This is a genomic window from Erwinia sp., assembly GCF_049696395.1.
In the GTDB taxonomy this organism is placed as follows: domain Bacteria; phylum Pseudomonadota; class Gammaproteobacteria; order Enterobacterales; family Enterobacteriaceae; genus Erwinia.
Genome location: NZ_JBAVTT010000106.1, coordinates 16,948 through 40,120 on the forward strand (window position 1 = coordinate 16,948; position 23,173 = coordinate 40,120).

Annotated in this window: 25 protein-coding genes; 17 read left to right on the forward strand and 8 right to left on the reverse strand. The window is 54.2% G+C overall.

All coding sequences use genetic code 11. The features are described from left to right. Window positions 1-13: 13 nt before the first annotated feature. The 10 genes from hpxU (at window position 14) to WCC56_RS13240 (ending at window position 8,756) form a co-directional block, all read left to right on the forward strand. Window positions 14-853 carry a MurR/RpiR family transcriptional regulator HpxU gene (gene hpxU, locus WCC56_RS13195; RefSeq protein ID WP_424692808.1) on the forward strand — a complete coding sequence of 280 codons (840 nt, stop codon included), beginning with the start codon at window positions 14-16 and terminating at the stop codon, window positions 851-853. A 306-nt stretch (window positions 854-1,159) separates the two neighbouring features. After that, window positions 1,160-1,945 (forward strand): transporter substrate-binding domain-containing protein, encoded by a 786-nt coding sequence (locus WCC56_RS13200; protein ID WP_424692809.1) that lies wholly within the window; start codon window positions 1,160-1,162, stop codon window positions 1,943-1,945. Between the two features lie 9 nt (window positions 1,946-1,954). Then, window positions 1,955-2,623 carry an amino acid ABC transporter permease gene (locus WCC56_RS13205; protein WP_424692810.1) on the forward strand — a complete coding sequence of 223 codons (669 nt, stop codon included), beginning with the start codon at window positions 1,955-1,957 and terminating at the stop codon, window positions 2,621-2,623. Beyond that, the gene (locus tag WCC56_RS13210; RefSeq protein ID WP_424692811.1) at window positions 2,620-3,276 is read left to right on the forward strand and encodes an amino acid ABC transporter permease; all 657 of its coding nucleotides are present in this window, start codon (window positions 2,620-2,622) and stop codon (window positions 3,274-3,276) included. Before WCC56_RS13205 ends, WCC56_RS13210 begins: the two co-directional genes overlap by 4 nt. Next, entirely contained in the window at window positions 3,257-3,994 is a 738-nt protein-coding gene (locus WCC56_RS13215) for an amino acid ABC transporter ATP-binding protein (protein WP_424692812.1), read from the forward strand. The genes WCC56_RS13210 and WCC56_RS13215 overlap by 20 nt, the downstream gene beginning before the upstream one ends. Window positions 3,995-4,028: 34 nt before the next feature. After that, on the forward strand, window positions 4,029-5,267 hold the full coding sequence (locus tag WCC56_RS13220; RefSeq protein WP_424692813.1) for a pyridoxal-phosphate-dependent aminotransferase family protein: 1,239 nt from the start codon (window positions 4,029-4,031) through the stop codon (window positions 5,265-5,267). Then, window positions 5,267-6,535, forward strand: coding sequence for an allantoate amidohydrolase (hpxK, locus tag WCC56_RS13225; RefSeq protein WP_424692814.1), 1,269 nt, complete (start codon window positions 5,267-5,269; stop codon window positions 6,533-6,535). Before WCC56_RS13220 ends, hpxK begins: the two co-directional genes overlap by 1 nt. After that, complete coding sequence (gene uraD, locus WCC56_RS13230; protein ID WP_424692815.1) at window positions 6,532-7,026, forward strand: 2-oxo-4-hydroxy-4-carboxy-5-ureidoimidazoline decarboxylase; 495 nt, start codon at window positions 6,532-6,534, stop codon at window positions 7,024-7,026. The genes hpxK and uraD overlap by 4 nt, the downstream gene beginning before the upstream one ends. Then, window positions 7,023-7,358, forward strand: a complete 336-nt coding sequence (uraH, locus tag WCC56_RS13235) for a hydroxyisourate hydrolase (protein ID WP_424692816.1) — start codon at window positions 7,023-7,025, stop codon at window positions 7,356-7,358. Before uraD ends, uraH begins: the two co-directional genes overlap by 4 nt. A gap of 60 nt (window positions 7,359-7,418) precedes the next feature. Then, window positions 7,419-8,756 carry a nucleobase:cation symporter-2 family protein gene (locus tag WCC56_RS13240; RefSeq protein ID WP_424692817.1) on the forward strand — a complete coding sequence of 446 codons (1,338 nt, stop codon included), beginning with the start codon at window positions 7,419-7,421 and terminating at the stop codon, window positions 8,754-8,756. A gap of 110 nt (window positions 8,757-8,866) precedes the next feature. Here WCC56_RS13240 and WCC56_RS13245 read toward each other — a convergent pair whose 3' ends face one another. From WCC56_RS13245 to WCC56_RS13265, 5 genes are all read right to left on the reverse strand, one after another. Then, entirely contained in the window at window positions 8,867-9,304 is a 438-nt protein-coding gene (locus tag WCC56_RS13245) for a hypothetical protein (RefSeq protein ID WP_424692818.1), read from the reverse strand. After that, window positions 9,301-9,663 (reverse strand): tlde1 domain-containing protein, encoded by a 363-nt coding sequence (locus tag WCC56_RS13250; protein ID WP_424692819.1) that lies wholly within the window; start codon window positions 9,661-9,663, stop codon window positions 9,301-9,303. The genes WCC56_RS13245 and WCC56_RS13250 overlap by 4 nt, the downstream gene beginning before the upstream one ends. Window positions 9,664-9,712: 49 nt before the next feature. After that, window positions 9,713-10,192 carry an Hcp family type VI secretion system effector gene (locus WCC56_RS13255; protein WP_424692820.1) on the reverse strand — a complete coding sequence of 160 codons (480 nt, stop codon included), beginning with the start codon at window positions 10,190-10,192 and terminating at the stop codon, window positions 9,713-9,715. Window positions 10,193-10,571: 379 nt separating this feature from the next. Continuing rightward, the gene (locus WCC56_RS13260; RefSeq protein WP_424692821.1) at window positions 10,572-11,339 is read right to left on the reverse strand and encodes an amidohydrolase; all 768 of its coding nucleotides are present in this window, start codon (window positions 11,337-11,339) and stop codon (window positions 10,572-10,574) included. After that, window positions 11,327-12,487, reverse strand: coding sequence for a pyridoxal phosphate-dependent aminotransferase (locus WCC56_RS13265; protein ID WP_424692822.1), 1,161 nt, complete (start codon window positions 12,485-12,487; stop codon window positions 11,327-11,329). The genes WCC56_RS13260 and WCC56_RS13265 overlap by 13 nt, the downstream gene beginning before the upstream one ends. Window positions 12,488-12,637: 150 nt before the next feature. On the opposite strand from WCC56_RS13265, the gene WCC56_RS13270 reads away from it, so the two are divergent. From WCC56_RS13270 to WCC56_RS13280, 3 genes are read left to right on the forward strand one after another with little or no spacing between them, the layout of a single operon-like run. Further along, complete coding sequence (locus tag WCC56_RS13270) at window positions 12,638-13,252, forward strand: methylthioribulose 1-phosphate dehydratase (RefSeq protein ID WP_424692823.1); 615 nt, start codon at window positions 12,638-12,640, stop codon at window positions 13,250-13,252. Beyond that, a complete protein-coding gene (mtnC, locus tag WCC56_RS13275) occupies window positions 13,249-13,938 on the forward strand; it encodes an acireductone synthase (protein ID WP_424692824.1) in 690 nt (229 codons plus the stop codon). Before WCC56_RS13270 ends, mtnC begins: the two co-directional genes overlap by 4 nt. Beyond that, on the forward strand, window positions 13,935-14,477 hold the full coding sequence (locus tag WCC56_RS13280) for a 1,2-dihydroxy-3-keto-5-methylthiopentene dioxygenase (protein WP_424692825.1): 543 nt from the start codon (window positions 13,935-13,937) through the stop codon (window positions 14,475-14,477). Before mtnC ends, WCC56_RS13280 begins: the two co-directional genes overlap by 4 nt. Window positions 14,478-14,592: 115 nt before the next feature. On the opposite strand, the gene mtnA is transcribed toward WCC56_RS13280, so the two are convergent. Further along, a complete protein-coding gene (gene mtnA / locus WCC56_RS13285; protein ID WP_424692826.1) occupies window positions 14,593-15,621 on the reverse strand; it encodes an S-methyl-5-thioribose-1-phosphate isomerase in 1,029 nt (342 codons plus the stop codon). 152 nt (window positions 15,622-15,773) lie between these two features. Between mtnA and mtnK the strand changes: the two genes are divergently transcribed. Further along, window positions 15,774-16,973, forward strand: coding sequence for an S-methyl-5-thioribose kinase (gene mtnK, locus WCC56_RS13290; RefSeq protein ID WP_424692827.1), 1,200 nt, complete (start codon window positions 15,774-15,776; stop codon window positions 16,971-16,973). Window positions 16,974-17,063: 90 nt separating this feature from the next. On the opposite strand, the gene fadE is transcribed toward mtnK, so the two are convergent. Beyond that, window positions 17,064-19,535 carry an acyl-CoA dehydrogenase FadE gene (gene fadE, locus WCC56_RS13295; protein WP_424692828.1) on the reverse strand — a complete coding sequence of 824 codons (2,472 nt, stop codon included), beginning with the start codon at window positions 19,533-19,535 and terminating at the stop codon, window positions 17,064-17,066. 215 nt (window positions 19,536-19,750) lie between these two features. Between fadE and lpcA the strand changes: the two genes are divergently transcribed. After that, window positions 19,751-20,329, forward strand: coding sequence for a D-sedoheptulose 7-phosphate isomerase (gene lpcA, locus WCC56_RS13300; RefSeq protein WP_424692829.1), 579 nt, complete (start codon window positions 19,751-19,753; stop codon window positions 20,327-20,329). A 43-nt stretch (window positions 20,330-20,372) separates the two neighbouring features. Then, window positions 20,373-21,140: a class II glutamine amidotransferase gene (locus WCC56_RS13305; RefSeq protein WP_424692830.1), complete on the forward strand. Its 768-nt coding sequence runs from the start codon at window positions 20,373-20,375 to the stop codon at window positions 21,138-21,140. On the opposite strand, the gene dpaA is transcribed toward WCC56_RS13305, so the two are convergent. Beyond that, window positions 21,111-21,851 carry a peptidoglycan meso-diaminopimelic acid protein amidase gene (gene dpaA, locus WCC56_RS13310; RefSeq protein WP_424692831.1) on the reverse strand — a complete coding sequence of 247 codons (741 nt, stop codon included), beginning with the start codon at window positions 21,849-21,851 and terminating at the stop codon, window positions 21,111-21,113. The genes WCC56_RS13305 and dpaA overlap by 30 nt on opposite strands. Before the next feature lie 241 nt (window positions 21,852-22,092). Here dpaA and dinB point away from each other — a divergent pair, with 241 nt between their 5' ends. Further along, the gene (gene dinB, locus WCC56_RS13315; RefSeq protein ID WP_424692832.1) at window positions 22,093-23,148 is read left to right on the forward strand and encodes a DNA polymerase IV; all 1,056 of its coding nucleotides are present in this window, start codon (window positions 22,093-22,095) and stop codon (window positions 23,146-23,148) included. Window positions 23,149-23,173 lie beyond the last annotated feature (25 nt).

Here is a 23,173-nt window from a genome sequence, read left to right on the forward strand (position 1 = left end):
CAAGGTCAATGCCATGAAGCAGCTCGATGAACGTTTGAGAAGTCACTATCCGCAGCTTTCCCCACAGGAGCAACGTGTAGGTGATTTTGTTTTCGATCACTTTGATGATTTGATCAGCTATAACAGTGCCGAACTCGCCCGTCTTAGCGGCGTTTCTAAGGCAACGGTCAGCCGCCTGTTCAAGCGGTTAGGCTATGAAAAATATAAAGATATGCGCGATGAACTGCGCACGTTGCGCCAAAGCGGGATGCCGCTAACCGACAACCGTGACGCCGTGCAGGGCAACACGCTTCTCGCCCGCCATTACAAGCAGGAGATGGCAAACCTCACTCAGTGGGTTAACGAAGTGGATGCCACGCAATTTGGCGAAGTGGTCCAGCATCTGGCTACCAGTAAGCGAGTCTTTGTTGTTGGGCTGCGTAATGCTTATCCGGTTGCGCTGCATTTCAGGCAGCAACTATTACAGGCCAGAGGCGGCATTCAGGTGTTACCACAGCCCGGGCAGACGCTGTCTGAAGAGCTGGTGGAAGTGACGCAGGAAGATATGGTTGTGGTGCTCGCTTTCCGCCGCCGCCCCCGAATTATCAAGCCCTTGCTGCAACAGCTGCAGCATGATGGCATCCCAACACTGGTGATCTGCGAACCTCAGGCTCAGGCCATTATTGCTCTGGCCCGCTGGCAGCTTTGCGCACCGCTGGACAGTGTCTCCGCCTTTGACAGCTACGCCTCGGCGAACAGCTTAATCAACCTGCTGGCGAATGCTGTCCTGCACGAACTTTTAACCGAAGGCCGTCAGCGTATCCACCAGATTGCCGACCTTTACAGCCATCTGGACGAGCTGGAACAACGCTGATGGGGCACCGTTTTGGTGCTTTGCCTTTTTATGGGGCGATCTCCGCCCGCTACATTCTTGCTTCCTCTTCGCCCGGTTAAAAAGGGCTGCCACAAGAATAGCAAACGATTGCCTGGCAATTAACTGCCCCTAAAACCTTAACTTCCCGTTTCATAGCTGTTTTTATCCGCAGATCCGCTCCCCGATCTCTGCCGCTTTACTTCGCGTAAAAAAATTCCCGACCTTTTTTTCTCGCTGGCACATTAGTTGCAAATAAATTATTCAAGAATCTTTCGTTTCATGTTTTTATTACTCGGGGAACACCTAATGAAGAAAGCATTACTGGCAGTGGTTGGCGCGGCACTGATGTTGACGCAGGTGACTCATGCCATGGCCGATCAGTTGCAGGACATTGAAAAGCGTGGCGTTCTGCGCGTAGCCGTGCCACAGGACTTCCCGCCATTTGGCTCGGTGGGCACCGATCTGCAGCCGCAGGGTTACGATATTGATATGGCGAAATACCTGGCGAAGCAGATGAAACTTAAGTTGCAACTGGTGCCAGTGAGCAGTGCCAACCGCGTTCCTTACCTGCAGACCGACAAAGTGGACCTGGTGATTTCAAGCATGGGTAAAAACCCGGAGCGCGAAAAAGTTATCGCCTTCAGCCGGGCCTATGCGCCGTTCTTCCTTGGCGTATTTGGGCCGAAAGACGCGCAGCTGAAAGATGCCGCGGCTTTGAGCGGCAAAACGATAGGCGTGACCCGTGGTGCGGTAGAGGACATGGTGCTGACCGATGTGGCGCCAAAAGATACCCAGCTGAAGCGTTATGAAGATAACAACACCACGCTGTCTGCTTACCTGTCTGGTCAGGTGCAGTATGTCGCAACCGGCAATCTGGTCGTGGCAGCGATTGCCCGCCAAAACGCGGATAAAGCGCCAGTAGCGAAATTTATGCTGAAAGATTCACCGTGCTTTATCGGCATGCGCAAAGATGAGCCGGCGCTGAAAATCAAAGTGGACTCGCTGATTGAGCAGGCGATTAAAGACAAGACGCTGAACGGTCTGTCTGAAGAGTGGCTGAAAGCGCCACTGCCTGCAGATCTGGGCGCGTAAGGGCAGACGATGATTGGGCAACTGAACTTTCCCGCTCTTTGGCCCTACTGGCCGGAACTTCTCTCCGGCCTGTGGGTAACCATCCAGCTGACCGTGTTGGCTACTGTAGGTGGCGTATCGATTGGGATCCTTGGCGCTGCACTGCGCAGCGGCAAACCCTCGCTGGTCAGCCGCCTTTGGGGCTGCTATGTGGAGCTGATCCGCAACACGCCGTTTGTGGTTCAGCTGTTCTTTATCGTTTTTGGCCTGCCGAATCTGGGGCTGAAATTAACCGCCGGAGAGGCTGCGCTGCTGGCGATGCTGATTAACCTTGGCGCTTACAGCACCGAAATTATTCGCGCCGGGATTCAGGTTACGCCGAAAGGGCAGTGGGAAGCGGGGCGCGTACTGGGCTTAACCAGGCTGCAAACTTTTATGCGTGTGGTGCTTCCGCCCTCGCTGAAACGTATTTACCCGGCGCTGGTCAGCCAGTGCATTATCGTGATGCTGGGCTCTTCAGTGGTCTCTCAGGTCTCTTATGAAGAGCTGACTTTTGCGGCCAACCTGATCCAGTCGCGCACCTTTTTGAGCTTTGAAGTCTATCTGGTGACCACGTTGATCTACCTGGCGTTGTCGATTGTCATGCGTCAGCTGTTGCTGGCTGCAGGGCGCAAATGGTTAGGGAGCGCACAAGGATGAATACCTTTACCGACTGGGACATCCTGCGCAATCTGCTGCTGGCGGCCCGCTGGACGATTTTGCTGTCGCTGACCGCGTTCTTTGGCGGCACGGTTGTGGCATTGCCGCTGGTGATGGTGCGATTAACCCGCCGTCGCTGGCCGAACCGCCTGATCCGAGGCTATATCGAGTTGTTCCAGGGCACGCCGTTATTGATGCAGCTGTTCCTGGCGTTCTTCGGCGTGGCGTTATTTGGCCTGGATGTTTCCCCCTGGACCGCGGCTTCGCTGGCGTTAACTTTTTACACCAGCGCCTTCCTGGTCGATATCTGGCACGGCAGCATTCTTGCTCTGCCAAAAGGGCAGTGGGAAGCTTCACGCTGTCTTGGCCTGAACTTTGGTCAGACGTTATTCCGGGTTGTGTTGCCGCAGGCGCTGCGGATTGGCATTGCGCCAACTGTCGGCTTTGCGGTTCAGGTGATTAAAGGCACCGCACTGGCCTCGATTATCGGTTTTATCGAGTTAACCAAAGCGGGCACCATCCTGAACAACGTGACCTATCAACCGTTTAAAGTTTTCGGGCTGGTAGCCCTGGGCTACTTCCTGATGTGTTATCCGCTGTCCCGTTACAGCCAGTACCTGGAGAAGAAATTCAATGCCGCTCATCACCATTAATCAGGTGCAGAAATATTATGGCGAGAACCACGTGCTGAAAGGCGTGGATCTGGATATCGATATGGGTGAAGTGATCTCCATTATCGGCCGCAGCGGCTCAGGAAAAAGCACTCTGCTGCGCTGCATGAACGGACTTGAAGGCTACCAGGAAGGCAGTATTAAGCTGGGTGGGATGACCATCACCGACCGCGATTCACAGGCACGTGAAATCAGCAGCTCCATCGGCATGGTGTTCCAGAACTTCAATCTGTTCCCGCATATGACTGCGCTGGAAAACGTCATGCTGGCGCCGCGTCGCGTACTCAAAAAGAACGAAGCGGAATGCCGGGCTCTGGCCGCACAGATGCTGGAAAAAGTAGGCCTGGGCGACCGCATGGACTACTTCCCGGCTAACCTTTCCGGTGGGCAGCAACAGCGAGTGGCGATTGCCCGCGCACTGGCAATGACCCCTAAAGTGTTGTTGTGCGATGAAATCACCTCAGCGCTGGATCCGGAACTGGTGGGCGAAGTGCTGAAAGTGCTGGAGCAGTTAGCCAAAGAAGGCATGACTTTAATCCTGGTGACCCACGAAATGAACTTTGCCCGTGAAGTGGGCGATCGCGTGGTGTTTATGCATCAGGGACGAGTCTGGGAGCAGGGCAACAGCAAAAGCGTCTTTGCCAACCCACAGACGCAGGAACTTAAACAATTTATCTCGTCGGTGCGTGGCTTAAGCTAACCGCACCGGGTCTGACCCAAGAAGGAAAGAGCAGATGGATTTAACCAAATACCCACAGATCAACCCGCCGCAACGTCTGTTGATGGGGCCGGGGCCGATAAATGCCGATCCGCGCGTGCTGCGCGCGATGTCCAGCCAGCTGCTGGGACAATACGATCCGGCGATGACCCATTACATGAATGAAGTGATGGAGCTGTATCGCGGCGTTTTCCGCACGGAGAACAAATGGACAATGTTGATCGACGGCACTTCACGCGCTGGGATCGAAGCGGTCTTACTCTCTGCGATCCGCCCAGGCGACAAAGTGCTGGTGCCAGTGTTTGGCCGCTTTGGCCATTTGCTGTGTGAAATTGCCCGTCGCTGCCGCGCAGAAGTTCACACCATTGAAGTGCCGTGGGGTGAAGTCTTCACGCCGGATCAGATTGAAGATGCGATCAAAAAAGTGAAACCGCGCCTGCTGCTTACCGTGCAGGGCGACACTTCGACCACCATGCTGCAACCGCTGGAAGAGCTGGGCGCGATCTGTAAAAAATACGGCGTGCTGTTTTACACCGATGCAACGGCTTCCTTTGCCGGTAACGCGCTGGAAACCGATGCCTGGGGACTGGATGCCGTTTCTGCAGGAATGCAGAAGTGCCTTGGTGGCCCTTCAGGCACCTCACCAGTGACGCTGAGCCCGGAAATGGAAGCGGTGATCCGCAAGCGAAAATGCGTTGAGGAAGGCATTCGTACCGCTGCCCATCAGGACGGTGATGACGAGATGATCTACTCAAACTATTTCGATCTCGGGATGATCATGGATTACTGGGGACCGGAGCGTTTAAACCACCATACTGAAGCCACCAGCGCGCTGTTTGGCGCGCGTGAGTGTGCGCGTCTGATCCTGCAGGAAGGCCTGGATAAAGGCATTGCCCGTCACAAGTTACATGGCGATGCGATGCTGAAAGGCATTCAGGGCATGGGTCTGGCGACCTTCGGTAACCTGAAATACAAAATGAACAACGTGCTGGGCGTGGTGATCCCTGAGGGGATCAACGGCGACCAGGCGCGCAAGCTGATGCTGGAAGACTTCGGCATTGAAATCGGCACCTCCTTTGGCCCGCTGCACGGCAAAGTCTGGCGCATTGGCACCATGGGATATAACGCGCGTAAAGACTGCGTGATGCAGACCCTCAGCGCGCTTGAATCCGTGCTGACTTATCTGGGTTACAAAACCCCTCAGGGCGCAGCAATGCAGTCCGCCTGGGATCATTACGCAAACGGGAGCGAGTGATGAGCAACGGCCTGATGAATGCCGCCAGCGCGGCGCACGCGGCCGCCAGGGTCATGGCTCGTTGCGATCGGCTGGCAGAGATCACTGAAACGCCAGGCATGTTGACCCGCGTCTACCTTTCCCCCGAGCATCTGCAGGCAAACACGCTGGTGGGCGAGTGGATGCGTGAAGCCGGTATGCGTGTCTGGCAGGACAGCGTCGGCAACATCTGCGGGCGCTATGAAGGGCTGGAAACGGGTGCGCAGGCGCTGCTGCTGGGGTCGCACCTCGATACCGTTCGCAACGCTGGCCGTTATGACGGGATGCTGGGCGTGCTGACCGCTATTGAAACCGTGCAGGCGCTGCATCAACAGCAGCAACGCCTGCCGTTGGCGATCGAAATCGTGGGGTTTGGCGATGAAGAAGGCACCCGTTTTGGCATCACGCTGCTGGGCAGCCGTGGCCTTACCGGCACCTGGCCGGAAAGCTGGGTCACGCATCCCGATGGCAACAGCATCACCGTAGCGCAGGCGATGGCGGATGTGGGTCTGAATAGCGAAGCCATCCATCAGTCCGCGCGGGATGTCAGCGAGATTGTGGCGTATCTGGAACTGCATATTGAGCAGGGACCTTGTCTGGAGCAGGAAGACCTGGCGCTGGGCGTGGTAACGGCGATCAACGGTGCCCGCCGTCTGAACTGCCAGTTTGTCGGCGAAGCCGGTCATGCTGGCACGGTGCCGATGTCGCACCGTAAAGACGCACTGGCCGCTGCGGCTGAATGGATGGTCTACATCGAACAGACCACGCCGAAACACAGCCCTCAGCTGGTGGCTACGGTTGGCACGCTGCACTGTTCACCAGGCGCGGTTAATGTGATCCCTGGCGAAGTAGCCCTAACGCTGGATATCCGTGGGCCGGAAGATCTGCCGCTGGCAGAACTGCTTTCAGAGCTGCTGACTCAGGCCGAAGCCATTGCGTTGCGCCGTGGGCTGACATTCTGTGCCGAAGAGTATTACCACATCCCCGCAACCCGCTGTGATGAGGGCTTGCAGGCGGCATTAAGCCGCGCCGTATCCACTGTGCAGGGCCGCAGCATCTCGTTACCGAGCGGAGCAGGGCATGATGCTATCGCCATGGCTGAACGCTGGCCGGTTGGTATGTTATTCGTCCGTAACGATCGAGGCATCAGCCATCATCCTGCCGAAGCGGTGATGGAAAAAGATGTGGCTCAGGCTGTTCAGGCTTTTACCCAGGTCGTGTTTGAAGTGGCCTCTGGAGGGCTGAAATGAGCCTTGAACAGTTTAATCAGGCTTCCGCTGCAGAAGCCTGTAAGCAGATTGCTCACTGTGTTGCGATTGCTGACTGGTCGGAGGCTCTGGTGGCTGCCAGGCCTTTTGCCTCTCTTCCAGCACTGCTGGCAACGGCTGAGAAGTTGGCCGACAGGTGGGATGAGCAGGCGTTAAATCAGGCTCTGTCAGGCCATCCGCGCATTGGCGAAAAAGCGAAGGGTAACGGCAAAGAAGCTGAGCTTTCGCGGGGCGAGCAATCCAACGTTAACGCTGAAGATCGCCAGCTGAAACAGGCGCTTCAGGCGGGTAATGCCACTTACGAAGAGCAGTTCGGTCGGGTATTCCTGATCCGCGCTAAAGGCCGCAGCGGCGAAGAGATGCTTTCAGAGCTGTTACGGCGGTTGGCTAACGATCCGCAACAGGAGCAACAGGAAGCCCTGAAGCAACTGCGTGAAATTACTCTGCTGCGTCTGATGGAGACTTTTGCATGAACACCATTACCACGCATGTGCTGGACACCGCGTTGGGGAAACCTGCCAGCGGTGTGGCGATTTCGCTTGAGCAGCATAGCAGCACAGGCTGGCTGCCCGTCAGCCAGGGAAGTACCGACGCAGATGGCCGTATTAAGGATCTGACGCCGGAAGGTCTGGGCGCGGGACAGTATCGCCTGGTTGCCGACCTCGCCAGTTTCTTCGCCGCCAGCGGGCGCGAGACATTATATGCCAGCGCGCAAATTGATTTTGTGCTGCCAGAGCAGGGCGGGCATTACCATCTGCCTTTCCTGATCTCACCGTGGTCGTGGTCCACTTACCGCGGCAGCTGATCCAGTATTCCACTCCCGCAGGTTTGCGCCTGTGGGCAGACAGTCAAAAGGGCATCAGTTATGACCATTGATCGCGTCAGGCCAGAAGATACGCGTTATCCGGCAGGGAAATCCTTTGCCTGGGGCTTACAGCACGTCCTCACCATGTACGGCGGAATCATCGCGCCGCCGTTAATCATTGGCTCGGCAGCCGGGTTAAAGGGAGCTGAACTGGGGATGCTGGTGACCGCCGCACTGTTTGTCAGCGGCTTCGCCACTTTGCTTCAGGCGCTTGGGGTTCGTGGCTTTGGCTCACAATTGCCGTTGGTGCAGGGAGTTTCCTTTGCTGGTGTGGCAACAATGGTTACGCTGGTTACCAGCGGCGGTGGATTACCGGTAGTGTTTGGCGCGGTAATCGCTTCGTCATTAATTGGTTTGCTGATTGCCCCGCTCTTTGCGCACATCATCCGTTTCTTCCCGCCAGTAGTCACCGGTACCGTGATCACGGTGATTGGTCTGTCACTGATGCCAGTGGCTGCACGCTGGGCGATGGGCGGAAATCCCGCAGCCCACGACTGGGGCTCTACCTCGAATATTGGCCTGGCCGCCTTAACACTTGGGCTGGTTCTGCTGCTCAATCGGTTTGGCACTGCCGCCGTGAAGCGTCTGGCCGTGCTGCTGGCCATGGCACTCGGCACGCTGTTTGCCGTCTTTAAGGGCACCACGCATTTCTCTGCCGCCTGGCAGGGCGATGTGGTCGCACTGCCGGGTATCATGACCTTTGGCTTTCCCGTCTTTGATGTAGCAGCGATCCTGTCGATGACGTTGATCGTGTTGGTATTGTTGACCGAAACAACGGCGGGTTTGATCGCGATAGGGGAAATTGTTGAAACTCACGTCGATGGCAAGCGTATTGCCAGCGGGTTGCGTGCCGATATGTTGACCAGCGCCCTGGCGCCGATATTCAACTCCTTCCCGCAGAGTGCCTTTGCCCAAAACATCGGATTGGTAGCAATCACCGGGATCAAAAGCCGCTATGTGGTAGCCGCTGGTGGGGTAATTCTGGTGGTACTGGGGTGCTTACCGATCCTGGGAAGAATTGTTGCCGCCGTGCCGATGCCGGTTCTTGGTGGCGCTGGCGTGGTGCTGTTTGGCACTGTAGCGGCGAGCGGCATCCGCACGCTGGCGAAAGTGGATTACAAAGACAACATGAACCTGGTGATTGTCGCCACGTCGATTGCATTCGGCATGATCCCGATCGTGATGCCTTCGTTCTACAATCAGTTCCCTGGCTGGGTGCAGACGATATTCCATTCGGGCATCAGCGCTGCTTGCCTGGTCTCCGTGGTGCTAAATATCCTGTTCAACAGCGTGGCGAAACGAACCGTATCCGTTCGGCCCTCTCAGGAACGAGTCTGATTGGATCGACGTTCTGTCCGATCGAACCAGTGAACGGAGAAAGCTGATTAACCCGATTTTATAAAAAACCCGCCATTGGCGGGTTTTCTTTATAGGGCGGAGTTTAGGGATCAAAATTCTTTCTTAACGATCAGGTAACCTTCAAAGGAAACTGAACACTCGGTATCATCTACCAGCGCTGATGCTATGACAGTATTGTGTTTCTTTTCCTTGTTTTCATAAATGACTTCAAAAACAAGATTTCGGACGTTTTCAAACATATACATCTTCCTTAGACCCTCAAGTCGTTTAGATGAAAATATTTCTCCTTCTAACGTTTTTTTTGCAAGGTAGTCAGCAAAGGTATAACTCACTAATTCACTGTGTAACAGCTTCACTTTAGTGTTTTTAAGTAACAGGTCCGTCTGCTTTATTCCAAAGTCTCGAATCATAGTATTTGTCATGGAGATAGTCACGCCTGTATCAATTCCCAGGCATTCTTCTGATGAAGGAGCAGCATAAGACGAGAAGATAAACAGGAAATTGGCAAGAATAATGATTTTTTTCATAAAACTAATAGCTCCTTGTCTCCACTGATTGCAATAGTCCTTCTGTGGTTTCTTATCAAAACAATGCATCCAGTAGAGGCTGTTCCCTCTGTGTTATCACCATGAATAAGAAATCCCGCTCTCCCACACATTTCATTACTCTTATACGGTGTAAGCCTTAAAACATACGCACCAGCAGTAGGGTGCCTTTGTATAGGATTTCCAATCTTATAACGACCTCTGGGCAACGGTCCTTTTCCCTTCTCGCATTCAAATTTAACATCATCCTTATACCCTTCTGCGCCAGCATAGTTAGAATCAAACTTGTAAACACCATCAAGCGTGAAGGATTTTTTATTGACGTCATAAACCCATGTCATTGTCTTGCTCCCTATTATGCAGGGCGCACTGAACGCCCTGCTGCGACGTTTAACCGCGTTCTCTCCATGAGTCAGAATGCTGAATATTGCCATCACAGTATTTCCAGGTGATGCGTTCATAACGCAGCGTCACCGACTCCAGATGATTCAATTTCTCAGCAGTTTTAATGTTATGCATCCGTGGGAATACCGACACTACACGGACATTCTCCAGAAACATATTAAAGTATTCTTCTTCCTGCCCCGCGTGATTAATGCGATACCACTTCATTTCGGCAGATTTCAGAGTTTGCCCAGAGGAAACCGCTTTGTAGAGATAAGGACTTGACGAGTCGAACTCCTTTTCGAATTCCATGGCGCTGTGTTGGCGGGTACCGGTCAATTTACCACTGTGGTCGTCTGTGGGAATACTGATTCCATGGGTGAAGCTAACCACTTCAATGCTGTTTTCCCGGCCAAGAACATCGACTGACCCTTTAATGTCTGCGCCGCCATCGTCTTTCAACCAAAGGTATGCGGGGATAGCCATGTGAAACTCCTTTTTGTGATGAATGATGTCAAGATCCTTCAGTAAGGAGTGTTATCAGCAGATTTTATTTTACGCTAGCGCTAAATGTAAATATCATATCAGGAATCAAGAAAAGATTGATTTTATCTCATGGAGGACTATTTTGGCTGAATGATGGGCGTTGTATTGGTTTCAGATTCACGGAGCTCTATTAATCGGCGGGGAGTGAGGGTTTTTAAGATTATATACGCTTATAATTAAGAAAATTATTAAACAATCGGCGGTAGGGTGTGGATCTAAATAAAGTTAACGACCCAAAATGGGCCGTTAATGTAGCGTATCTTTTCAGACTAGTGGCTTCAAGTGACCGCGGCTCGGTCGAGCCATCGTAAGCTTCAGCTTAAAAACTGAATGAATCCGCATCGCGCCAGGCCGGGAATTTCTCGCGGTATTCACGCAGATTCTCCAGTGACAGCTCGGCGTTCAGAATAGCCGGTTGATGGGCTTCAGCAGCGGACAGGATCTCGCCCTGCGGACTGATGATCCGGCTGTCGCCACTGTACTGATGATTATTGCCATCAACGCCGACGCGGTTGCATCCGGCAATGTAAGCCTGGTTTTCGATAGCACGAGCCAGCAACAACGCCTGCCAGTGCGCGGCACGAGGTGCAGGCCAGTTGGCGACGTACAGCGCCAAATCGTAGTCATTATTGTTGCGGGAGAACACCGGGAAGCGCAGGTCGTAGCAAATCTGCGGCAGGAGCCTCCAGCCGCGCCACTCAACGATCTCACGACGATCGCCAGCCAGATAATGGTGGTGCTCATCCGCCATGCGGAACAGGTGGCGTTTATCGTAGCTGTGCACCTTGCCTTCAGGCTCAACCAGCAGGAAGCGGTTCACGGCCCCTTTTTCCGTCTGAATGGCTGCACTGCCGCCGACCATGGCTTTGGTTGCTTTCGCTTTTTCACGCAGCCATTCGATCACCCGCGCCTGTGGCAGCGAGCTTTTCGCCGCCTCCATTGCGAAGCCGGTAGTGAACATTTCCGGCAAGATAATCAGATCCTTGCCCTGCAAATCCGCTAACAGCGTGTCGAAGAAGGCGAGATTCGCTTCGCCATCCATCCACACCAAAGGTTGCTGTAATACCGTCAGGTTTAAAGTTGACACAGGCGCTCCGCGGCAGCAATCAGCGTGGCTTCCTGCTTAGCAAAGCACAGGCGGATCAGTTTATGGGGGAAGGCATCCGCACAGAAGACTGACAACGGAATGGCGGCAACGCCTACTTCCTTCGTCAGCCACTGACAGAATTCCACATCGTTCAGATCGGAGACCGCACTGTAATCGGCCAGCAAGAAATAAGTGCCTTCACAAGGCAGCACTTCAAGGCGGCTTTTTGCCAGCGCCTGCACGAAAACATCACGGCGCGCGCGATAGAAATCCGGCAGTTCACGGTAATGCTCAGGCTCAGTCGTCAGCATATCTGCTAAGGCCAGCTGCGCAGGCGTATTCACCGAGAACGTCAGGTACTGGTGTACTTTACGCACTTCAGCCGTCAACGCCGCAGGCGCTACGCAGTAACCCACTTTCCAGCCGGTCATATGGAAGGTCTTACCAAAGGAGGAAACGGCGATTGCCCGCTCACGCAGCTTCGGATGCGCCAGCACGCTGGCGTGGCCTTGCGGATCGAAGCAGATGTGCTCATACACTTCGTCACTCAGCACATAGATTTCCTGCTCTTTAACTGCCTGCCACAAAGACTCAAAATCACTTTTCTGCCAGACGGTTGCAGAGGGATTGTGCGGAGTATTCAGGATCACCAGACGAGTACGCGGCGACAGCAGATCAGAAAACGCCTGCCAGTCAACGCGGAAGGCAGGCGGCTGAAGGGCAATGCGCTTCATTACGCCACCGGCCAGCGTGACGGCAGGGGCATAGCTGTCATAGCTTGGGTCAAAGCAGATCACTTCGTCACCCGGACGAACCAGCGCCGTAATTGCCGCATACAACGCTTCGGTTGCGCCGGAAGTGACCGTGACTTCGCTATTGCTGTCAGGTTGGTAACCATAGAGTTCAGCTGTTTTAGCGGCAATGGCATCACGCAGCGGTTGCACACCTGTCATCGGGGCATACTGGTTAGCGCCCTGGCTGACATGATGTGCCAGGCGGGCTTTGAGGTAGTCCGGGCCGTCGAAATCAGGGAAACCCTGCGACAGATTGATGGCGTTATGTTGCTGGGCCAGGGCGCTCATTTGCGTGAAGATGGTGGTGCCCAAAGCTGGCAATTTGCTCTCAGGAACTGGCGGAGTCTGACTCATGAATGGTAACCCTTGAATAACGGTTTTTATGATGTGTTAACCCTGTATTGCTGCCACTATAGCCTCGATGTTACTATTTGGCAATCGAGACGCTTAGACGTCTAAATGCCACTAAAAGGCCGGAAAATAACCGGCACAATAAGGAAAGGTATGAGCATAACCCCGCAGTTGGATCAGTTGGTGGCCGCCTGCCACTGGATCGGTGCAAAAGGGTGGGCACCGGCAACCGGCGGCAATATGTCGGTGCGCCAGGACAGTGAATACTGCCTGCTGAGTGAGTCGGGCAAGGACAAAGGGGCCCTGACGCGTGACGATTTCATTCAGGTTGATATCGCCAGCAACCAGGTGCCTTCAGGCCGGAAACCTTCCGCTGAAACCGGGCTTCATACCTTAATTTACCGTCTGTTCCCTGAGGCAGGCGCCGTGTTGCATACGCATACTGTCAACTCCACGGTGCTTTCCCGTGTTGAGAAGGGTGCCGCATTGGTATTGCAGGGCTATGAAATGCAGAAAACATTGTCCGGGCAGACTTCGCATCTTGATGCGGTGCCAATTGCACTGTTCGACAACGATCAGGATATTGATGCTCTGGCCGTGCGTATCGCTCAGTTTGCTGAACAGACACCGCTGCGTTACGGCTTTTTACTGCGTGGCCACGGGCTGACCTGCTGGGGAAAAGATGTCAGTGAAGCACGTCGTCATCTTGAAGGTCTGGAATTCCTGTTCCAGTGTGAATTACAACGTCGTGTGCTGGAGGCCAAATGATCCGCGCGATTATCACCGATATTGAAGGGACGACCAGCGATATTCGCTTTGTTCATAACGTCCTGTTCCCGTATGCCAGGGAGAATCTGGCGGCCTTTATCACCGCTTTCCAGCACCGGGAAGATGTGGCACAAGCCTTAACCGATCTGCGTGCCGAAATAGCCCAGCCGCAGGCAACGGTAGACGAATTGATTACCGTGCTGTTTGGCTTTATGGATGAAGATCGTAAATCCACCGCATTGAAAGCCTTGCAGGGCATGATCTGGCACGATGGCTATGTCAGCGGCAGCTTCACGGGCCACCTGTATCCGGACGTGTTGCCAGCCTTTGAAAACTGGAAGCAGCAAGGCCTTGATCTCTATATTTATTCCTCAGGCTCGGTAGCGGCGCAGAAATTGTTATTTGGCTACAGCGATGAGGGTGATATCACTAGCTTATTCAGCGGCTACTTTGATACGCACGTTGGGGCCAAGCGTGAAGTGCAGTCCTACCGCAATATTGCGGCAGAAATTGGCCTGCCTGCGCATGAGCTGCTGTTTTTATCGGATATACACCAGGAGCTGGATGCCGCACAGGACGCGGGCTGGAACACCGTGCAATTACTACGCGGCGAAGCGGATGCCCAAAACCGCCATCGTCAGGTAAACCGTTTTGATCAGATCAACCTGGAGCTGTTTTCCTCATGAGTGCACTGACTATTTTTACTGACAGCGAAGCGACCACCCCGGTGTGGCACAGCACAGACGCTGAAGAGATCCGCCAGAGGTTGAACGCCAAAGAAGTGCGTTTCGAACGCTGGGAAGCAGACCGCGATCTGGGCGAAAACCCCGCAGCAGAAACGGTGATCAACGCGTATCAGCACGCCATCGACAAGCTGGTGGCGGAAAAAGGTTACCAGAGCTGGGACGTGATCAGTATGCGTGCCGACAATCCACAGAAAGACATCCTGCGCGGCAAGTTTTTGTCCGAGCATACTCACGGTGAGGACGAAGTGCGTTTCTTCGTGGAAGGCGCTGGTTTGTTCTGCCTGCATCTGGATGGACACATTTACCAGATCCTCTGTGAGAAGAACGATCTGATCTCTGTTCCAGCCGGAACGCCACACTGGTTTGATATGGGCTCATCACCGCATTTCACTGCCATTCGCATTTTCGATAATCAGGAAGGTTGGATCGCTAATTTCACTGGCGACAGCATCGCGGATGCTTACCCGCGTCTGCCTTAAAAACCGGTAAAGGAGGTGGGCGAGAAGCGTATTTGCCCACCTTTGCAGGCTAAGAAGGGTTCCAAACGGCCCTTTGACATCAGCCATTGACGGCAAAAGGGCCGCTTATTTGATGTTACTGACGTGACGGCTGGAAAATTCCGGCCTCAACCTGCGCTGGCGTGACCACGCCAGTATCCAGCACCCAACCGCTGATAAGCGTAGCTGGCGTGACATCGAAAGCAGGGTTGTAAACCTGTGCATCTTCAGGTGCCCACTGTACGTCACCAAAGCTTCCCGCTACGCCAGTCACTTCGCTGGCTGCGCGCTGCTCGATTGGAATGGCACTGCCGTCCGGGCAGGCTGGATCCAGCGTGGTGTGTGGCGCGGCAACATAGAAAGGAATGCCGTGGTATTTCGCCAGGACAGCCAGGCTGTAAGTGCCGATTTTATTCGCTACATCGCCATTTGCGGCAATACGATCGGCTCCTACCCAAATAGCATCCACCTGTTTTTGTGCCATCAAACTGGCCGCCATGCTGTCGCATATCAGGCGGTACGGTACGCCCAACTCTCCCAGTTCCCAGGCTGTTAGTCGGCCACCCTGTAACAATGGGCGGGTTTCATCTACCCAGACTTTCTCCACGTTGCCTTCCTGCCAGCCGCGCGAAATCACGCCCAACGCCGTGCCCACGCCTGCGGTCGCCAGGCCACCGGTATTGCAGTGGGTCAGCAAGCGGCTGCCTGGGGTAATCAGCTTCGCACCAGCAGCGGCAATGTTGTCACATAAGGCTTTATCTTCTTCTACCAGCCGCAACGCTTCAAAGGTCAGTGCAGTAACAAAATTCTCCTGCGCTAAGGCCAGCTTCATGCGGTCCAGATTATTCATCAGGTTGACGGCCGTAGGGCGTGAAGCACGCAGGACTTCCAGTGCTTCAGCCAGTTCTGGCCTGCTCAGACCGTTTTCCGCTAACAGGGCAAGTAGCAAACTGGCGGAGAGGCCAATCAGCGGTGCGCCGCGCACTCTCAACGCTTTAATATGGCCAACCAGTTCAGCGACGTTTGGCGTCGGGCACCAGATTTTTTTCTGGGGAAGCGCCTGCTGATCGAGGATCCAAAGCTGGTTATCACGAACTTGTAAGCTGGTTGTGCTCAGTGTCTGCATGAAGGTTAAATCCTGGTTGCGTAATCAGGGCATATTGTGCCAACATGCGGAACGGATGTATAGACGTCTGAACGGCTTGCGCAACAAATTTGCGCTAAAAAGAGCCGCACGATAAGCCGGGCAGACTGGAACGATTTGATGAGGATGAGTTAATGTCGCAATACCGTACCTTCACTGCAGCGGATGCCGTGGACTATGCTCGCCAGTTCGGCGGTGTTGAAAATCCAGAGAGTCTGGTGGAGTCACAGGAAATTGGTGACGGTAACCTGAACCTCGTCTTTAAAATCTTCGACAGCGAAGGCGTCAGCCGGGTGATCGTCAAGCAGGCGTTGCCTTATGTGCGCTGTGTGGGCGAATCCTGGCCATTGACGCTTGACCGCGCCCGCATTGAGGCCGAAGTGCTGCAGGTTCACGGCAAATTCTGCCCGCAGCACACGGTAAAAATCCTGCATTACGATCCGCTGCTGGCGGTGATGGTGATGGAAGATCTCTCCAGCCATGCCATCTGGCGCGGTGAGCAGGTCAAAGGCGTTGATTATCCTCTGGCGGCCTCTCAGCTGGGTGAGTATCTGGCGCAGACGTTGTTCCATACGTCTGATTTCCATCAGCATCCTCATCAGAAAAAAGCCGATGTCATTCGCTTCACTAATCCTGAACTGTGCCAGATGACCGAAGATCTGTTCTTCGATGAGCCTTACGAAATTCATGAACGAAACGCCTATGCACCGGCGCTTGAACCGCTGGTTGCCACCCTGCGGAATGACGACGAGTTGCGCCGGAAAGTGGCTGCACTGAAGCACCGTTTCTTGTCTAATGCGGAAGCCTTGCTGCATGGTGATGTGCACAGCGGATCGATTTTTGTAGCCGAAGGCAGCCTGAAAGTGATTGATGCGGAGTTTGGTTATTACGGTCCTGTTGGCTTTGATGTTGGCAGCGCGTTAGGCAACTTGTTGCTGAACTACTGTGCCTTGCCTGGCCTGCTTGCCCCGCGTGAAGCGGCAGATGTGCGTGAAAAACGCCTGCGTGATGTTAGCGCTACCTGGAAAAGTTTTGCCGAAGGTTTCCTTGCGCTGGCGGCAGAGAAAACCACCGATCGCGCGCTGGCTTATCCGGGCTATGCAGCCGAGTTTTTACAGAAAATCTGGCGGGATACGCTGGGCTTTTGTGGCGTGGAAATGATCCGCCGCACCGTGGGTATTTCTCAGATTGCCGATATCAAAACCATTAAAGACGAGACCATGCGCGTTGAATGCGTGCGCCAGTGCATCACTCTGGGTCGGACGTTAATTCTGGCGGCAGAACATATCGCCGACAGCGATGCGCTGATTGCCCGCGTGCGTCAGAACGGCTAAGCCCCTAAATAAAGCTGCTCATCGGGTTTACTTGCCAGGATCAAAAAAAGGCCGGAACAGAGTCCGGCCTTTTTCATTTCGACTTATCGGTCAGGCAGCTTCGGTCTTACGCTGCGGCTCCGGGTCAGCTTGCTTTACAGCGGGCAAACTCTTTTTTACTGGCTGAGTCGCCAACTCCTCAGGGTCAAACTCATCAACATTAATTGAACGCAGACGGCTGGCTTCCGCACGGATCAGCACACTTGCTTCCTCTTCACCGATCCACTTCTCCTGCAGACCTTGTTTTGCCAACTCATCCAGACGGGTGAACGACAGATGTTTCTTCTGTTGTTTGCACAGACGATCGTGGATCACCTCTGCAGCCATCACATCGGCCAGCGCTTCTTCAAGCTGTCCTGCAGGATTGTGCTCCGTCGGCTTCAGGTACATCCCACGGCCCAGACGAGTACGGGTGGCTGAAGGGATCTGCAGAATGCGCGCCAGTTCATGATCCAGACGGTCCGAAGGCGCACGGCAATGGCGGCCAAGTGGGAACACGGTCAGACGTAACACGCCAGCGACCAGACGGTTAGGGAAGTTGCGCAGCAGATCGTCAATAGCGACTTCAGCCTGATTCAGCGCATCCTGAACGCCCCAATGTACCAGCGGCAAGTCGGCTTCATTACGGCCTTCATCTTCATAACGCTTCAGTGCTGCCGAGGCCAGATACAGCTGACTTAATATATCTCCCAGGCGGGCAGAGATACGCTCACGACGCTTCAGGCTGCCGCCCAGCACGGACATGGAAATGTCAGACAGCAACGCCATATTGGCACTCAGGCGGTTCAGATGCTGATAGTAACGGCGTGTGGCATCGCGGGTTGGCGACTTGCTGGTACGTCCGCCGGTCAGACCAAGCCACAGGCTGCGCATCTTGTTGCTGCCTACATGGCCAACGTGGCTGAACAGGGCTTTATCAAACTTCACCACATCGTTGCTTTGTGCGGCAGCCATCTCTTCCAGAACATAAGGATGGCAGCGGATCGCGCCCTGACCAAAGATGATCATGCTACGGGTCAGGATATTGGCCCCTTCTACGGTGATGGCAATCGGCGCGCCCTGATAGGCTCGTGCCAGGAAGTTGCTTTTGCCCAACATAATGCCTTTACCGCCGGCGATATCCATCGCGTCGACAATGGCGCGCTGCCCACGATGGGTACAGTGATACTTGACGATGGCTGACAGTACAGCTGGTTTTTCACCGAGCATAATGCCTGAAGTGATCAGCGTGGCAGCGGCATCCATCACGTAAGCATTCCCGGCAATGCGGGCTAACGGCTCTTCAATCCCTTCCATTTTACCGATAGGCAGACGGAACTGACGGCGGATATGCGCATAGGCCCCAATTGCCAGCGCAATGCTTTTCAGGCTGCCGGTAGAATTCGATGGCAGGGTAATGCCGCGTCCTACGGACAGGCATTCAACCAACATCCGCCAGCCCTGACCGGCCATTTTTGGCCCGCCAATGATGTAATCAATCGGCACGAAGATATCTTTGCCGCGTGTCGGGCCGTTCTGGAACGGCACATTCAGCGGGAAGTGACGGGTACCAATTTCTACCCCAGCGGTATCTGTCGGGATCAACGCACAGGTAATGCCCAGTTCTTCAGTCTCACCCAGCAGATGCTCAGGATCGGACAGTTTAAACGCCAGGCCCAGCACGGTAGCGACAGGCGCCAGGGTGATATAGCGTTTATTCCAGGTTAAGCGCATCCCCAGCACTTGCTGACCTTGCCATTCCCCCCTACACACCACGCCAACATCCGGGATAGCGCCGGCATCAGAACCGGCTTCCGGACTGGTCAGGGCAAAGCAGGGGATTTCCTGACCGCGAGCCAAGCGAGGCAGATAATGATCTTTCTGTTCATCGGTGCCGTAATGCTGTAACAGCTCGCCGGGACCGAGTGAGTTAGGCACGCCAACGGTGATCGCCAGGATCCCGGAAACCCCAGCCAGTTTTTGCAGCACACGGGCTTGAGCGTAAGCCGAGAAAGCCAGGCCGCCGTACTCTTTCTTAATGATCATCGCAAAGAAGCGGTGCTCTTTCAGATAAGCCCACAGTTCTGGCGGAAGATCGGCCATTTCATGGGTGATCTGGAAATCATTTGCCATGCGGCAGGCTTCTTCTACCGGGCCTTCCAGGAACGCCTGTTCCTCTTCGGTCAGTCTTGGTTGCGGATAGTTATGCAGTTTCTGCCAGTCCGGCGTCCCACGGAAAAGGTCGCCTTCCCACCAGGTTGTTCCTGCATCGATAGCTTCTTTTTCGGTGCGGGACATCGGCGGCATCACCTTCTGGAAGGTGTGCAGCACGGATTTAGAGAACATCGCCCGACGCATCGGCAGATAATTGAAAGGCAGCAGAATTATCGCCAGCGGGATCAGCAGCCACGGCGTCCAGAGATGCGCGAATGACCACGCAGCGGTCCAGGCGAGCAGGATCACACTGCTCAGCAGCAGGTTTACGCGGTGATAAAAGAGTGCGCCGATCAGCACGATCGTGGCCACTATACTGAGAACCATCATAGCTAACGCTCCGTAAGTTGTAAGAGGTCTGACCTGTTGATTACAGGTTTAATGGAGAAGCCTCGTGTTAGCAATCTGTTTACATAATAATTACAACCTGGCTCACAAACCGGCCGCACCAAAAGTCAAAGCATCAGCTTGAGGTGCAGGGCGCTTTTCGCCCCTCGCCCAACTTGGTAAACTGATCCAGACCTCACCTCTAAAGGACTTTCCCTATGTATCAGGACATCATTCGCGCCGAGCTCAACGAAGCCGCGGAAACGCTCAATAAATTCCTCAGTGACGATGCCAACATTCATGCCATCCAGCGCGCTGCTGTGCTGCTGGCAGACTCCTTCAAAGCCGGTGGCAAAGTACTTTCCTGCGGCAACGGCGGCTCCCATTGTGATGCGATGCACTTCGCCGAAGAGCTGACCGGGCGCTACCGTGAAAACCGTCCGGGCTACGCGGCGATTGCTATCTCTGATGTCAGCCATATGTCCTGCGTCAGCAACGATTTTGGCTATGATTTCGTCTTCTCCCGTTACCTTGAAGCGGTAGGTAAAGCTGGCGATGTGCTGTTTGGTATCTCCACTTCCGGCAACTCTGCCAACGTGATCAAAGCGGTTGAAGCGGCACGCGCTCAGGGGATGAAAGTGATCACTCTGACCGGTAAAGATGGCGGTAAGATGGACGGCCTGGCCGATGTGGAAATTCGTGTGCCGCACTTCGGTTATGCGGACCGCATTCAGGAGATCCACATCAAAGTGATCCACATCCTGATCCTGCTGATTGAAAAAGAGATGGCTAAGTAATCTTTCTGGCCAGCTGCGGCTGGCCGCTACGTGAGGATTTTCTATGTGCGAATTGCTCGGGATGAGCGCGAATGTTCCGACGGATATCTGTTTTAGCTTTACCGGGCTGGTGCAGCGCGGGGGAGGAACGGGTCCGCACAAAGACGGTTGGGGCATTACCTTTTATGAAGGGAAAGGCTGCCGCACATTTAAAGATCCTCAGCCCAGCTTTAATTCGCCAATCGCGCGGCTGGTGCAGGAATACCCGATTAAGTCCTGTTCGGTGGTGGCGCATATTCGCCAGGCCAACCGGGGCGAAGTCTCGCTGGAGAATACCCATCCCTTTACCCGTGAAGTGTGGGGCCGCAACTGGACTTACGCGCACAACGGGCAGCTGAAAGGCTATAAAAGCCTGGATACAGGGCAATTCAGGCCGATCGGTGAAACCGACAGCGAGCAGGCATTTTGCTGGCTACTGCATAAACTGACCACGCGTTATCCTCGCACGCCGGGCAACTGGCCTGCGGTGTTCCGTTATATTGCTGAACTGGCGGCGGAACTGCGTGAGAAGGGCGTATTTAATATGCTGCTGTCGGATGGGCGCTATTTGATGGCGTTTTGTTCCACCAATCTTTTCTGGATCACGCGGCGGGCACCCTTTGGCAAAGCCACGTTGCTGGACCAGGACGTTGAGATTGATTTTCAAAAGCAGACCACGCCAAACGACGTGGTCACGGTGATCGCCACTCAGCCCCTGACGGGGAATGAAACCTGGCACAAGATTGAACCAGGTGACTGGGCGTTATTTTGTCTCGGTGAGCGCGAGCGCTGATCCGGAAGCTGGCGTGCTGATCAAAGAACCTGGCTGATTCAGCACGTAGTGACCCTCTGTCACACTGACCGAGGGCGGCAAACGGTTTTGCACAAACTGCGCATAGCCCGGCTGCAGCTGTTTCCAGAAGCTGTAATACACCGAATTGCGATGACGCTGCAGATTGCTGTCGGTCATACGGAACGGGTAAATGCTCACCTCAACTCGTGACTGGCCGTTGCGCAGCGCCGCATCCACAAATTGATAAATATCGGCAATATTGGCATCCGTCATGGCGTAGCAACCAATCGACACGCAGCTGCCGTGGATCATCAGGTATTTCCCTTCATAACCCTGCTGGCGATCGTATTCGTTGGGGAAGCCGACGTTAATTGCGCGGTAGAACCGGCTGTCAGGCTTCAGCTGGGAAAGGCCCACGCTGTAAAATCCTTCCGGACTTTTGAAATCGCCCTGACGACGTTTTGGGCCTAATCCGCCCGAAAAATTACAAATGCGGTAGCTGTCCAGCAAGCGGTAGTCGTTACCAATTTTGCCATACAGCTCAAGCGTGCGTTCTTCTTTGAAGATCTGGATATACACGGGCGTGCCGAGTAATTGTTTCTTTAACTCTTTGCTTACCGGCGCGAGCGGAAGTACCGGGGACGTTGGTACGCTGGCGAAGACGACGGCTGGCAGAAAAATCATCGCAAACAGCAGTGCGATTTTGCCCATTCTGGTTCCCTTGAAAAAGAGGGTTGGATGCTATGCCCGAAGGCTGTGTGGCTTGCAATATCGGAGAAATCCGCTATCGCTGCGCCACATTAGCATTGTCTATTTTTTTATCAAGTCACCAGTGAACAAATTCAGAAAGAAAAAATTGCAGGAAGCCTATGCCGGTGCGCTTTGCGTCGTGACCGGCATATTGAAACAGGGTGAAATACCTGTATACTTATCCAGTGCGTCTGGGGGGGATATGCGTAAGATCATTCACGTTGATATGGACTGCTTTTTTGCTGCGGTAGAAATGCGCGACGATCCCAGCCTGCGTGATATCCCGATAGCCATTGGCGGCAGCCATCTGAAGCGCGGGGTTATCAGCACGGCCAACTATCCTGCCCGTAAATTTGGCGTGCACAGCGCCATGTCCACCGCGATGGCGCTGAAGCTTTGCCCGCACCTGAAAGTCATCCCGGGCCGCTTTGAAGCTTATAAAGAAGCCAGCCAGCATATCCGTGAAATCTTCTCGCGTTATACCTCGCTGATTGAACCGCTGTCGCTTGATGAGGCCTATCTGGACGTCACAGACAGCCCGCATTGTCAGGGCTCCGCCACGCTGATGGCGCGGGAAATTCGCCAGACCATCGCCCGTGAACTGAATCTGACGGCTTCAGCGGGAATTGCGCCGATCAAATTCGCCGCCAAGATCGCCTCTGATTTAAATAAGCCCGATGGCCAATATGTGATTACGCCTGAGTCGCTGCCGCAGTTTCTGGTGAGCTTGCCGCTGGCGAAAATTCCTGGCGTGGGCAAAGTTACCGCTAAAAAGCTCGAAGAGATGGGGCTGCAAACCTGTGCGGATGTGCAGAGCACGGATCTTTCGGCGTTATTAAAACGCTTCGGGAAGTTTGGTCGTGTCATCTGGGAGCGCAGCAACGGCATCGATGAGCGGGAAGTGATAACCGAACGCTTACGCAAGTCTCTTGGCGTGGAACGCACGCTTTCGAAAGATATTCACAGCTGGGAAGCCTGCCTGGAGATCATCGATTACCTCTATGAGGAGTTAGAGCGCAGGCTGATCAAAATTAAGCCCGACCGACAAATTGCCCGGCAGGGGGTCAAACTGAAATTCTCCGATTTCCAGCAAACCACTCAGGAACATCTCTGGCCAATACTCAATAAAGAAGATTTGATCGACGTGGCGCGCAAAACCTGGGAAGAGCGGCGGGGCGGCAGAGGGGTCAGGCTGGTGGGTCTGCACGTTACGTTGCTGAACCCTCAGCTGGAAAGGCAGCTATTGCTCGGATTGTAGGTCGCCTGCTGAGACGTTAAATTTT

Bases quoted from the DNA above. Each gene is read 5' to 3' on its own strand.
- hpxU (WP_424692808.1), top strand. From the start codon at position 14: ATGAAGCAGCTCGATGAACGTTTGAGAAGTCACTATCCGCAGCTTTCC.
- WCC56_RS13200 (WP_424692809.1), top strand. From the start codon at position 1,160: ATGAAGAAAGCATTACTGGCAGTGGTTGGCGCGGCACTGATGTTGACG.
- WCC56_RS13205 (WP_424692810.1), top strand. From the start codon at position 1,955: ATGATTGGGCAACTGAACTTTCCCGCTCTTTGGCCCTACTGGCCGGAA.
- WCC56_RS13210 (WP_424692811.1), top strand. From the start codon at position 2,620: ATGAATACCTTTACCGACTGGGACATCCTGCGCAATCTGCTGCTGGCG.
- WCC56_RS13215 (WP_424692812.1), top strand. From the start codon at position 3,257: ATGCCGCTCATCACCATTAATCAGGTGCAGAAATATTATGGCGAGAAC.
- WCC56_RS13220 (WP_424692813.1), top strand. From the start codon at position 4,029: ATGGATTTAACCAAATACCCACAGATCAACCCGCCGCAACGTCTGTTG.
- hpxK (WP_424692814.1), top strand. From the start codon at position 5,267: ATGAGCAACGGCCTGATGAATGCCGCCAGCGCGGCGCACGCGGCCGCC.
- uraD (WP_424692815.1), top strand. From the start codon at position 6,532: ATGAGCCTTGAACAGTTTAATCAGGCTTCCGCTGCAGAAGCCTGTAAG.
- uraH (WP_424692816.1), top strand. From the start codon at position 7,023: ATGAACACCATTACCACGCATGTGCTGGACACCGCGTTGGGGAAACCT.
- WCC56_RS13240 (WP_424692817.1), top strand. From the start codon at position 7,419: ATGACCATTGATCGCGTCAGGCCAGAAGATACGCGTTATCCGGCAGGG.
- WCC56_RS13245 (WP_424692818.1), bottom strand. From the start codon at position 9,304: ATGAAAAAAATCATTATTCTTGCCAATTTCCTGTTTATCTTCTCGTCT.
- WCC56_RS13250 (WP_424692819.1), bottom strand. From the start codon at position 9,663: ATGACATGGGTTTATGACGTCAATAAAAAATCCTTCACGCTTGATGGT.
- WCC56_RS13255 (WP_424692820.1), bottom strand. From the start codon at position 10,192: ATGGCTATCCCCGCATACCTTTGGTTGAAAGACGATGGCGGCGCAGAC.
- WCC56_RS13265 (WP_424692822.1), bottom strand. From the start codon at position 12,487: ATGAGTCAGACTCCGCCAGTTCCTGAGAGCAAATTGCCAGCTTTGGGC.
- WCC56_RS13270 (WP_424692823.1), top strand. From the start codon at position 12,638: ATGAGCATAACCCCGCAGTTGGATCAGTTGGTGGCCGCCTGCCACTGG.
- mtnC (WP_424692824.1), top strand. From the start codon at position 13,249: ATGATCCGCGCGATTATCACCGATATTGAAGGGACGACCAGCGATATT.
- WCC56_RS13280 (WP_424692825.1), top strand. From the start codon at position 13,935: ATGAGTGCACTGACTATTTTTACTGACAGCGAAGCGACCACCCCGGTG.
- mtnA (WP_424692826.1), bottom strand. From the start codon at position 15,621: ATGCAGACACTGAGCACAACCAGCTTACAAGTTCGTGATAACCAGCTT.
- mtnK (WP_424692827.1), top strand. From the start codon at position 15,774: ATGTCGCAATACCGTACCTTCACTGCAGCGGATGCCGTGGACTATGCT.
- fadE (WP_424692828.1), bottom strand. From the start codon at position 19,535: ATGATGGTTCTCAGTATAGTGGCCACGATCGTGCTGATCGGCGCACTC.
- lpcA (WP_424692829.1), top strand. From the start codon at position 19,751: ATGTATCAGGACATCATTCGCGCCGAGCTCAACGAAGCCGCGGAAACG.
- WCC56_RS13305 (WP_424692830.1), top strand. From the start codon at position 20,373: ATGTGCGAATTGCTCGGGATGAGCGCGAATGTTCCGACGGATATCTGT.
- dpaA (WP_424692831.1), bottom strand. From the start codon at position 21,851: ATGGGCAAAATCGCACTGCTGTTTGCGATGATTTTTCTGCCAGCCGTC.
- dinB (WP_424692832.1), top strand. From the start codon at position 22,093: ATGCGTAAGATCATTCACGTTGATATGGACTGCTTTTTTGCTGCGGTA.